Annotated in this window: 12 protein-coding genes; 5 read left to right on the top strand and 7 right to left on the bottom strand. The window is 30.3% G+C overall.

The window, feature by feature from the left end; all coding sequences use genetic code 11:
• The first annotated feature begins 12 nt into the window (after positions 1–12).
• The 4 genes from aroC to M890_RS15705 are packed head-to-tail and all read left to right on the top strand — an operon-like array spanning position 13 to position 4,265.
• Complete coding sequence (gene aroC / locus M890_RS0103575) at positions 13–1,074, top strand: chorismate synthase (protein ID WP_028282210.1); 1,062 nt, start codon at positions 13–15, stop codon at positions 1,072–1,074.
• A 44-nt stretch (positions 1,075–1,118) separates the two neighbouring features.
• Positions 1,119–1,697, top strand: a complete 579-nt coding sequence (locus M890_RS0103570) for a hypothetical protein (RefSeq protein WP_028282209.1) — start codon at positions 1,119–1,121, stop codon at positions 1,695–1,697.
• Between the two features lie 36 nt (positions 1,698–1,733).
• On the top strand, positions 1,734–3,056 hold the full coding sequence (locus M890_RS0103565; RefSeq protein ID WP_028282208.1) for a dicarboxylate/amino acid:cation symporter: 1,323 nt from the start codon (positions 1,734–1,736) through the stop codon (positions 3,054–3,056).
• A gap of 54 nt (positions 3,057–3,110) precedes the next feature.
• The gene (locus M890_RS15705) at positions 3,111–4,265 is read left to right on the top strand and encodes a rhodanese-like domain-containing protein (RefSeq protein ID WP_084553544.1); all 1,155 of its coding nucleotides are present in this window, start codon (positions 3,111–3,113) and stop codon (positions 4,263–4,265) included.
• 280 nt (positions 4,266–4,545) lie between these two features.
• On the opposite strand, the gene M890_RS0103555 is transcribed toward M890_RS15705, so the two are convergent.
• Positions 4,546–4,962, bottom strand: coding sequence for a thiol-disulfide oxidoreductase DCC family protein (locus M890_RS0103555; protein WP_028282207.1), 417 nt, complete (start codon positions 4,960–4,962; stop codon positions 4,546–4,548).
• A gap of 40 nt (positions 4,963–5,002) precedes the next feature.
• Here M890_RS0103555 and M890_RS0103550 point away from each other — a divergent pair, with 40 nt between their 5' ends.
• On the top strand, positions 5,003–5,461 hold the full coding sequence (locus tag M890_RS0103550; RefSeq protein ID WP_028282206.1) for an Mpo1 family 2-hydroxy fatty acid dioxygenase: 459 nt from the start codon (positions 5,003–5,005) through the stop codon (positions 5,459–5,461).
• Positions 5,462–5,733: 272 nt separating this feature from the next.
• Here M890_RS0103550 and M890_RS0103545 read toward each other — a convergent pair whose 3' ends face one another.
• The 6 genes from M890_RS0103545 to M890_RS0103520 all read right to left on the bottom strand — a co-directional run bounded on the left by M890_RS0103545 (position 5,734) and on the right by M890_RS0103520 (position 11,811).
• On the bottom strand, positions 5,734–6,024 hold the full coding sequence (locus M890_RS0103545; RefSeq protein ID WP_028282205.1) for a GIY-YIG nuclease family protein: 291 nt from the start codon (positions 6,022–6,024) through the stop codon (positions 5,734–5,736).
• 261 nt (positions 6,025–6,285) lie between these two features.
• Positions 6,286–8,460: an endonuclease MutS2 gene (locus M890_RS0103540; protein WP_028282204.1), complete on the bottom strand. Its 2,175-nt coding sequence runs from the start codon at positions 8,458–8,460 to the stop codon at positions 6,286–6,288.
• Positions 8,461–8,619: 159 nt separating this feature from the next.
• The gene (locus M890_RS0103535) at positions 8,620–8,853 is read right to left on the bottom strand and encodes a hypothetical protein (protein WP_028282203.1); all 234 of its coding nucleotides are present in this window, start codon (positions 8,851–8,853) and stop codon (positions 8,620–8,622) included.
• Positions 8,854–8,936: 83 nt separating this feature from the next.
• Entirely contained in the window at positions 8,937–9,152 is a 216-nt protein-coding gene (locus M890_RS0103530; RefSeq protein ID WP_028282202.1) for a hypothetical protein, read from the bottom strand.
• 17 nt (positions 9,153–9,169) lie between these two features.
• Positions 9,170–9,544, bottom strand: coding sequence for a hypothetical protein (locus tag M890_RS0103525; protein WP_028282201.1), 375 nt, complete (start codon positions 9,542–9,544; stop codon positions 9,170–9,172).
• A 173-nt stretch (positions 9,545–9,717) separates the two neighbouring features.
• On the bottom strand, positions 9,718–11,811 hold the full coding sequence (locus M890_RS0103520) for an AAA family ATPase (RefSeq protein WP_028282200.1): 2,094 nt from the start codon (positions 11,809–11,811) through the stop codon (positions 9,718–9,720).
• Positions 11,812–11,854: the final 43 nt, after the last annotated feature.

Below are 11,854 nucleotides of genomic sequence, written 5' to 3'. Positions count from 1 at the left end.
ATTAATTTATTTATGGCAGGTAATAGCTTCGGAAACTTATTTAAACTTACCACTTTTGGAGAATCTCATGGTGTGGCTATTGGTGGAATTATTGATGGATGTCCTCCAGGAATAGAACTGGATTTGGAAGCTATTCAAGTAGAAATGAATAGACGTAAACCAGGTCAATCCAATATTGTTACACAACGTAAAGAGCCAGATGAAGTTAAATTTTTATCCGGAATTTTTGAAGGTGTTACAACAGGTACGCCAATTGGATTTGTAATAGAAAACTCTAATCAAAAATCTCATGACTATTCGCACATTAAAGATAGTTATAGACCTAGTCACGCAGATTACGTCTACGAAAAAAAATATGGTTTAAGAGATTATAGAGGAGGAGGTCGTAGTTCTGCCAGAGAAACCGCTAGTCGTGTCGTTGCAGGTGCAATAGCCAAACAAGTATTAAAAAACGTAAAAATTAATGCCTTTACATCTTCAGTTGGAGATATTTTTATAGACAAACCCTATCAAGATTTAGATTTTTCTAAAATTGAAAGTAATGATGTGCGTTGTCCAGATTCAGCTATAGCTGAAAAAATGATAACACGTATTAAAGACATACGTAAGGAAGGTGATACCATTGGAGGTACTGTAACATGTGTGCTTCAAAATGTGCCTATAGGCTTAGGTGAGCCTGTTTTTGATAAATTGCATGCCGAATTAGGCAAAGCAATGTTATCCATTAATGCTGTAAAAGGCTTTGAATTTGGTAGCGGATTTTGTGGTGCTAAAATGAAAGGTAGCGAGCATAACGATTTATTTAATATTGACGGAAGCACAAAAACCAACCTATCTGGTGGAATACAAGGTGGTATTAGTAACGGAATGGATATTTATTTTAGAGTTGCATTTAAACCTGTAGCAACTTTAATTCAAAAATATGAAACCATTAATAGAGCTGGTGAAATAGTAGAAATGCAAGGAAAAGGAAGACACGATCCTTGTGTGGTGCCAAGAGCTGTACCTATTGTAGAAGCTATGGCTGCATTAGTATTAGCAGATTATTTATTAATAAACAAAACCTACTCTTAAAAATCAAAATCTGTAACTTTATATAAATTATTGTATTAATTTAAATGAACACTCAAATTTATTATACTGCTTTAAACACCTTTGATCCTGATAGCAAAACAGGTTTTAGTTGGGTAGATTTTATGGCGTATTCTGATTTGACACATCTAACAGAATTAGTATCTTTAGATGGTAACTTAAATAGGTTGGCTTTTATGCCTGATTTAGACTCGGTTGAGGATTGGGATCATATTATTACAGATCAAGGCATGGTTATGTTTTATTTTAATGATTTAGATTACGTGTTAGATAAAGTTAAACAATTACAGCACTTTAATTTGTTAGCTATTGTTAAACAGCCAAACAAGAACAAAGCCGATTTAGCAACTCATTTTGATTTTGTAGGTTATGATTTAATTGACGTAACAGGAGATACAAGTGCTTTAACTAATGCAGGAGGGTTTGATACTACATTTTCACCTTCAGATTTAAATAATTATGGTTTAATAACAGATTATAATCAAGCTAAAACAATACAAACACAATTACCTTTAGATAATCCAAATCAAGAACATACAACGTGTCATCTTTACGAAGTTTGGAGACATAAAATAATAGGAAGAAAAACCAATTTAATAACTTAAAACAGTACTTTTTAAAAGGAAATACAACCAATAGATATGAAAAAACTTGCATTACACTGGAAAATTATAATAGGAATGATATTAGGTATCATTTTTGGATTTTTAATGAATAGCGTTGATGGAGGTAGAGGTTTTGTTGGAGATTGGATAGCACCTTTTGGAACTATTTTTATTAATTTATTAAAATTGATTGCTGTTCCGTTAATATTAGCATCACTTATAAAAGGAATTTCTGACTTAAAAGATATTTCTAAAATAAAATCTATGGGCTTACGTACCATAGGAATTTATATTGGGACAACTGTTATTGCTATAGTTATTGGTTTAAGTATTGTAAATATTGTTAAACCAGGTACAGGAATGCCTCAAGACACAATCGAGAACATTAAAACAGCATACCAAGGTAATGCAGATGTTATGATTGGTAAGGCAAAAGTGACTAAAGAAGCTGGTCCATTGCAACCATTAGTAGATATTTTTCCTAGTAATATATTTAATTCGTTTGCTGAGCCAGCTATGTTACAAGTTATTTTCTTTGCCTTATTTGTGGGTATATGCTTACTATTAATTCCGGAGAAAAAAGCCAAACCATTAATAGACTTCTTTGATTCTTTAAATGAAGTAGTTATGAAAATGGTTGACTTAATTATGTTATTTGCGCCATACGCTGTATTTGCACTAATGGCAAACGTTATTATCGCTTTTGATGATACTACCATATTAGTTAAATTGTTAGGTTATGCAGCTTGTGTAGTATTTGGTTTATTTTTAATGATTTGCTTTTATTTAATGTTAGTTAAAGTGGTTACTAAAAAATCACCTCTATGGTTTTTAAAACAATTTAGTCCAGCACAATTATTGGCATTTTCTACATCAAGCAGTGCTGCAACATTACCAGTAACTATGGAGCGTGTAGAAGAACATTTAGGAGTAGATAAAGAGGTAGCAGGATTTGTTTTACCTGTTGGAGCAACGGTTAATATGGATGGTACAAGTTTATACCAAGGTATTGCTGCTGTATTTATTATGCAAGTTATTTGGCCAGAAGGGTTAACTTTTACAAATCAATTAGTTATTGTAGGTACTGCTTTATTAGCTTCAATAGGTAGTGCTGCAGTACCAAGTGCTGGTATGGTTATGTTAGTTATTGTATTAGAAGCTATTGGTTTTCCAGCAGAGTTATTGCCTATTGGATTAGCCTTAATCTTTGCTGTAGACAGACCATTAGATATGTGCAGAACTGTAGTTAATGTTACAGGTGATGCTACAGTGTCCATGCTAGTTGCTAAATCTTTAGGTAAGCTACATGATAATCCTAAGGCTAAAGAATGGGATGATAATTATGAAAATGTGAAATAAACCTTTAGTTTTATTACAATCAAAAGGAGGAGCAAACCTAAATAAATATTAATTATGGAAGGATTTGGTAATTTAGTTTCGGTAGATTGGTTAAAAGCTAATTGTAATCATGCAAAACTGATTATACTAGATGCAACTATTTCCAAAGTAGGAGGTACATCTTCAGAAGCAAATATTAACCAAATTCCTAATGCGCGATTTTTTGATATAAAAAATGCTTTTAGTGACGTTAATGCAAGGTTTCCTAATACCATACCTTCAGAAGTACAGTTTGAAACAGAAGCACAACGTTTAGGGATTAATAACGATAGTTATATTGTTGTTTATGATGCTTTAGGAATTTATTCTAGTCCACGTGCTTGGTGGTTACTTAAAACGTTTGGACATAATAATGTTGCAGTTTTAGATGGTGGTTTGCCAGAATGGGAAGCACAAGGTTATAAAACAGAAAAAACACATAATTTAGACTATAAACCAGATAATTTTACTACAAAATATAATCCAAGTAATGTAGTCTATTTTGAGTCGCTTGAAGCCATTAGTAAAGATCCTGATTTTGCTATTATAGATGCTAGATCAAAAGATAGATTTACTAGTAAAGTTGCCGAGCCTAGAGCTGGATTACGATCAGGAACGATACCAAATTCTATAAATTTACCTCATGAAGCTATTTTAGATGGTAATAAATTAAAGTCTAAAGAAGATTTACAGTTAATATTTAGTACTATTTTAAAAGAAAATCAACACTTGGTCTTTAGTTGTGGTTCTGGTATAACAGCATCTATTTTAAGCTTGGCAGCAACAATTATAGGTTATAATAATAGTGTTTACGATGGATCGTGGACGGAATACGGAACTTTAAAATCATTAAAAATGAATCAACCAAACACATGGTCTAAGGACGAATTATTAGCTTATATTTTAATTTTTATAGCACATTCTGATTTAGACGAAACTAAAAAAGAAAAAGAGTACATTCTTTCTAGAGTTAATAAGGACGTTTATAATCGTGTGCACGAAAAATTTGAAGAAGATAACGACTATCAAAGTATTCAAAATATTATTGAAGCAGTTAAATCTCATGATTATTATCGTAATGATTTTGCAGACCTATTTGCAGATATAAAGCTTATGGCTTTTGCAGATGGTGAAATGGATCAAATGGAGAAAGCTGCTTATAATTTATTAAAAAAGATATTGAAAGCTTAGTTAACCAACTTTTAATTAAGCTTTGTACTTAAATAAAAAGCCTCAAAGCAATTAATTGTCCTAAGTATAGCACTCTGCTAATTTAAGGGTAGACATTCCTTAAACTAAAACTCAATCTATTCCCTACTAACAGAAGCAAGGCTTGAGCTAACCTAATTGCTTTGAGGCTATAACCAACCTCATACTCAAAGTTAAAACACTAACTAGTGTTATAAAATTATAATTGAGTAAAGTGATGCTTTTATCGAGGGAACCATCCTTTTGGATGAGTTAAAGCCTATTAATCTAAAAATTTAGCTTTTAGTTCTGGTGTAGGTATCATACACGCCTCCTTTTTGCCATACCATTTGTAACGGTTTTTAGCTACAAAGTCATAAACCCAATTTCTAATAAAAGTAGGCACTATTAAAAAGATACCTAACATATTTGTTGGAAACCCTAAGTTAGCAGCTATAATTAAAGCTGCAGTAGATTTAGCCTTTAAGCCTTTAGTATTGGAGTAGAGTAGTATGGAGTCCGTTTTGCTAGTATCCAAGTTATATTTTTGGATAATTGCTTGTCCAATATTACTTTGTAAAGGTGCAAATAGATACTTATTTTTAGTATCGTGTTTTATAACAAATTGGACAGATGTGTTGCAAAGGTTGCACACACCATCAAAAAGTATAAGTGATTTGTCGTTTGGTAAATTTTGCATATCACAAAAATAAATTAATATATTTACAAAAATCAATAATATGAGAACTTTACAACAGTGGTTTGATAGTTATGCGGTCAGTCATCAAAATCCAACCAATATTTCTATTCATTACATATGTGTGCCAGCTATATTTTTTAGCGTTGTTGGTTTGTTTATGTCAATACCTAGTGGTGTTTTAAACTCGATTTTACCTCATCCCATAATTGCTAATTGGGCTTTTGTTTTACTAGTTTTAACCTTGGTGTTATTTTATTTTAGACTGTCTGTAAAAGTTGGGATACAAATGTTATTGTTTTCTGCTTTTTGTCTTGTACTTAACTATGTTATTGCGCAATATGTTTCTTTAGTTTATTTCTCTTTAGTGTTATTTATTGTAGCTTGGATTGGTCAGTTTTATGGTCATAAAGTAGAGGGTCAAAAACCTAGTTTTATTGATGATTTACAGTTTTTATTAGTTGGACCTGCTTGGGTTATGTATAAACTGTTTGGTAAGTAGTAACATTTGAGTAATAACATTACGTCAGTTCGAGTGCTTTGATTTTGGAGACGTGTATCGAGAACTTTTACTTTGTAGTTTATTTATTTCATGCGCTTCTCGATACAATTTGCTCGTGCCTCACAAACCACTCGAAGTGACGTTATAGTGTAATGAATTATCAATTACACTTAGATTAATTACTTTAGCATTTGAGTAATCACATCACGTCAGTTCGAGTGCTTCGACATAGGAGAAGTGTATCGAGAACATTATACGTTACTGCTAAAATTTCATTTAAAAATTTTCTTAGCTAAATTAGGTAGCTTATCAAAATCATTATTAATTAATGCTAGTTTTTTTGATTTTGACCATTTTTTTATTTGTTTCTCAGTAGCAATAGCAACGTTGATATCGGTAAATTCGGCATAAAATTTTAACTCAATGGGTCGTCTAGAATAGGTGTAACTTTTAAGGTGTTTACCTTCTTGATGTTCAATTAATCGATTACTAAGATTTGATGTAACTCCTGTATAATAGGTGTTATCCGAACATTTTAATATATAGACATAGGATAATTTCATTTTTAAATATATGAAATTAATGACTTTTTAGTATATAACTTATTTTATAGGCTTCTCGATACAATTTGTTCGTGCCACACAAACCACTTGAAGTGACGTTGGGGAGTTTTACTTTATAAACTTCTCGATACAATTTGCTCGTGCCTCACAAACCACTCGAAGTGACGTTGTAGAGTTTTACTTTATAAACTTCTCGATACAATTTACCCGTGCCTCACACATCACATGAAGTGACGTTGTGGAGCATTTTGTTACTTATTTTTATTTCTTTTTAACAGCTTCAACAAGCTCCAATACATCGACGTTGACGTTAGTGGTAAACATACCATAGTTAACAATTGCCTTGCCTTTTTCAAACTTATCAATAGTACCAACAGCACGACCATCATTCATCCTAACGCGATCTCCAACTTTTAAGATTGCTTTTGGTGCAACAGGTTTGTTTTTCTCTTTTTCTTTAGCGTCTTTCTTCTTTTTACGAATGACTTCAACCTTTTTTTCTGCTTCTTGTTTGATTTGCTTCTCTTTAGCTTTTTCAGCTTTAGCTTGCTTTGCAGTAACTTTTTTGCGCTTAGAGTTTTCAATTTGTACTAATCTAAACAACTCTGACATTAACTCTTTTTTCTTCTTATCGTTAAAAAACTTCTCCGCTATATCATTCATTTTCTGACCTAAATAAATCAGTCGTTGATTACTGTCATATAACTCTTGATAGTTTTCTAGTTTTTTCTGAATCTTAGCATTGATTTCCTCTAATTTATCAGCTTCAGTTTGCTTTTTCTTTTCGTTAACCTTTAGCGATTCGCTTGTTTTTTCAAGCTTAGCACGTTGTTTTTGTAATTTCGCTATCGTGGCATCAAAACGGACTTTACTGCGTTCAATCTTCTTTTTAGAACGATTAATTAAGCTATACGGAATTCCATTTTTTTGTGCAACTTCAAACGTAAAACTACTACCTGCTTGACCTAATGCTAATTTGTACATTGGTTCCAAGGTACGCTCGTCAAACATCATGTTGGCGTTTATCATTTCTTCCTTTTCATTAGCCAACATTTTTAGGTTAGCGTAATGTGTGGTAATAATTCCGTAGGCTTTTCTAGCATAAAATTCTTCCAGAAAAGTTTCAGCTAAAGCACCTCCTAATTCTGGATCAGATCCAGTACCAAATTCGTCAATTAAAAACAATGTATTCTTGTTGATTTTCTTCAAGAAATAATTCATTTGTTTTAAACGGTAACTATAGGTACTTAAATGATTCTCGATGGATTGATTATCTCCAATATCGCTAACAATACGATCAAATAAAAAGGCTTTGCTTCGCTCGTGCACAGGGATTAAAAAACCGGATTGTAACATGACTTGTAGTAAACCAACAGTTTTTAATGTTATGGATTTACCACCAGCATTTGGTCCCGAAATCACAATAATCCTACTGTCTTCTTTTAGTCCAATGGTCTGCGGAAACGTAGTTTCTTTTTTCTCTAAATTATTTAAATAGAGTAATGGATGGTAGGCATCACGTAAGTATAACTCTCTGTCTTCGCTTATTTCTGGTAAAATAGCGTTCATGGATTTGGCGTATTTCGCTTTCGCGGAAATCACATCCACTTCTGTTAAAAAGATTTGATATAACTCTAATAACGGTAAGTAATGACGAATGTAATTAGTCACTTCTTTTAGGATACGTACAACTTCTTCGCTTTCTTCGTATTCTAAATTATTAAGTTCTCTGGTGTGTTGTAACGTTGTTTCAGGCTCGATATAAACAATACTTCCTGTTTTACTTCCACCCATAATGGCACCTTTAACTTTACGTCTATACATAGCTTTTACTGCTAGTACGCGTTTGTTGTCCACCACAGACTCTCTAATATCATCTAGATATTCTAGATTGTGATATTGGTTTAAGGCAGAGGTAAAGCTAGAGTTAATTTTACCTTTTAACTTATTTATTTGTTGTCTAATGTTTTGTAATAAAGCCGAAGCGTTATCCTTTACGTCTCCAAAACGATCCACAACGCTATCCACCTTTTCAATAATAGCAGTGGTGACTTCAATTTGGGTGCTGTATTGATGTAAACCTGGATAATAGGTGTCAAACTTTTTTAAAAATTTGACAATATCGTTAGCAGTTAAGGATATAGACACTAGTTTTTTAAGACTGTGGGTTTCTAGATACGTATTTTCTATTTTTAATAATTGCAACTCTTTAGTAATGGTGTCAAAACCATGATTTGGTATGCGATTATCGTTGTAATAAGACGACAGATACTCGTTAGTTAACTGTAACGCGTTAAGTAGTGTCTCTTTATCTTTATATGGTAAAATGCTTAGTGCTTTTTGGTTACCTAAAGCAGTGACGCAATACTCGCTTACTTGCTCTAAAACCGTAGAAAACTCTAAATCTTGTAATGTTTTTTCGTGAATGTTTATCATCTATTTTATTTTCTGTGACAACAGAAAACCTTTAATAATCGTTAATTATTCTTTTTTTAGCATTACAAATTTACGGAATTGCGTTGGTATTTTATATTTTACTTACAAAGTTTGTGGTTTGACTATGGTTATTGGTATTATTAAGTCGTACTGACAATATTATTGTTTTTGTAACCACAATCTAATGGCTTTACGCAAGGAAACTTCAGGTTTTGGTAACGGAATGGTTTGTCCAAATTGTTTACTTCGGTTAAATTTTGAATAGTTTGTTTTATGTTTTTTCCAAACGTCAGGATATAACTCCAAGAACTTATTAAAAAAACTTTGTTCGTTAATTTTACCTTCTAATTTAGAAAGTACGTCTTTAAAAATTTGTTCTTGATCTATAAACATTGGGTTGTTGTATTGTGTAGATTAAAGGGTTTTTAGTTTATGAATATTTATGTTTTAAACTCTAAAATGACCTCAAGCAATTTCTATTTGTTTTTAAAGTAATTAAAATACAGTTTAGCTATTACTCTAGATAACGCTAAAACTATTATAAAAACAGGTATATATCTTTTTTGAAAAACAGTTTGTGTAAATAAGTCTGTAACGCTTAATATAATTAAAACAACAGATACCATCCATAATAAAGTAAATACTATCAAGTTTGCTTTTGTCGGATTTTGAAGGATGTTTTTTTTGGTCATTTTACAAACAAAGGTTACTATTTTAATTTAATCATTTCTTGTTTTACAATAACATCTCCAGAGTCGGTTTGACACATTATTTTATTGTCGTTAATCTCAATAATTTCTATAACATATTTGACACCAATAATAGGTTCCATTTTAGGATCGTTAACTTTAGTGTAAACCATTTGGTATTTACAATCTGAAAGCCAAGTCACAGTGCTTGTCATTTCTAAATTTAATTTTGGGTAAGTGTCTATTTGTATAGAGTCTTTCCTGATGGTTAGTAAGTCTGCGTAATCTGGATCAGTATAGGTAAATGTTCCGTATATAAATTCCGAACAGTTTAACTCTTGACTAAAACAACTTGATGTTATTATAAATAGTACTATAAAAATGATTTTTTGCATATTTTATCAAAATGAATATCAACAGTGTTACTATTGGCTAGGCAACTAAATTAAGCAAATTAAAATTGATGCTTGTTTAGAAATTTGGTAAACTACGGTTGGGGCAATTTTGAAATGGTAGATTTTAGTATTATGTAATTATTAAAAATTAATAAATTTTTACAGTTTAGGTTTTATTTTTCCTGAACATATTTATTACATTCTTCAACTATAAAATCAGGAATTAAATCATAATCATTTGGATCAAGTTGACAAATTAATTCGTTTTCTATGTGAAATGTTTCATTGATGAACTTTCTTAATACACTCGGTATTTTTTGAATATCCTCTTCATAAATTAGTCTAAATACATTTAGTTTAGTATAATTATTTTCGGAATTTAAATATAGGTTCTTTAAAAAGGAAAGACTATTTAGAGAGTTTATTAATGTACTATATTCAAAAGTTGGTATAGATTCTTTTATTTTTACTTCTCCTAAATTGAAATCGATTTCAGAAAGAGAATCATTTCTTCTTTCTTTTCTATGGTCTTTGCAATCTTCTTTATTTCTCTTGTGGAATAAATTTGATAACACTTGATATTCGTTACCTAAATCATCTATAATCTCAAAATGACGTCTTAAATAGATTAGTTTAATTAAATCGTCTATGTCTGATTCTATTGCTTTTTTACAAATTTGAGCAAATGAAGATAAATTGTTCCTTCTTATTCTAATTTCATTAAGTTGTCCATTTTTAGTAGAAATGAAGTTTGATTCCGAAATGTTATTAAATTCTTTTAAAACTTTCACAGTATCTATAACTGGGTCAAGGTCGTGAGTTAGCATCAATACTGTTTTATTTAAGAAACAATCTTTACTATCTCCTCTAAACAACATATGCATAATAGCGTATTTTTTACTCTTATCAAATGAAGAAATAGGGTCGTCTAAAATAATTAACTCTGGTTGTTTATGTAATGCTTCGTACATAAAAAGCACGAGTGAAAAAGCATTTTTTTCACCGAAACTTAAATATTGTTTTCCTCCATTAATTATATCTGCTGATTCAATATGTTTTAATAGTAATTTGTAATCATTTGAAATATTATTTTCAATTTCAACAGTATATTTATATCCTGCATTTATTAAGAAAGAGTTTATACTATCTCTGTGTTTTTGAATTAATTTTTTAACAAGATTTTTTTGTTTGTTAATCTCTCCTTGTAATATTCCAACTTTTTCTAATACAGTATTAAGTGAAGAATTTAACGAGGTTATTATTTCAATAGTTTTATTCGCTTTTAATCTGTCGAATAAATTAACTTGAATTTTTAAATCATTTAATTTTTCTTCTACTTTTTTGTCTTCACTAAAACTTAAAGGGGAAATGTTTTTTAATGATTTTAATTTTAATAATAAATCGTCTATTTGTTGTTTGACAACAACGATATAATTCATTTCAGAATCTTCTAACCCAGTTTTTTTTTCTGTTATGCTTTTTAACATTGTATTCGCATCTTCTGAAAAATATTCACCAAGATTTTTCAATGCTTCAATTATTACATTAAAGTTCTTTATTACACTTTTATTATAGAAAGTTGAAACTGATTTTATCGTTTCTTTATTTTCTAAAGTAGAAGAAGTGCAATAAGGACAATCGTCAGATATTTCAAGAAATTGCTCACCTTTACTTTGCCAATCTAACCAAGTTATACAACTTTTATTTTGAATTAATTTTTTGTATCCATTTAGCTCTGTAGGAATATGTTCAATTTTATTACCCTCTTTTAATCCTTTATAAAGTGCTGAAGATTTAGATAGCCCAGTTTGAGTCGTGGTAAAACTTTTCGATAAACTTTCAAAATCAGTTATAATTTTATCTAATTCCTTATTTTCTGAAAATACATTTTTGATTTCAGAAAGTTGCTGGTCAATTTGATTTGTGTAATTTTTAAATTCAGGTGTTTCAATAAAAATTTGGTAACTATTTGTAATTAATTCATCTTCTTTAAACAGAAATTGATTTAAATACTCTTCATTGAATATAAGTACACTTTTAATTTCTTCACTACTTTCTACTTCCGGAACTATTTCGTTTTCTTCATTTCTAAACTTAAAAGGTATTAATTCTTTCAATGAATCAGGTGATTCTACACTATATTTTATTGCACGTGTAATTGTGCTTTTTCCTGTACCATTGATTCCAAATTTTATATTTAATTTGTATTTAGAAATTTCTATTTTTCCACTCTCAATATTGTTGCAATTTTTTAATTTTATTTCCATTAATTTATAAAACAGTAATTTTTTAAGATTTGTATTACTTAAT

It is taken from the genome of Olleya marilimosa CAM030 (genome assembly GCF_000518485.1).
Taxonomy (GTDB): Bacteria; Bacteroidota; Bacteroidia; order Flavobacteriales; family Flavobacteriaceae; genus Olleya; species Olleya marilimosa.
The sequence above is the reverse complement of the archived record's forward strand: the minus strand, read 5'-3'. Positions and strand labels throughout refer to the sequence as shown.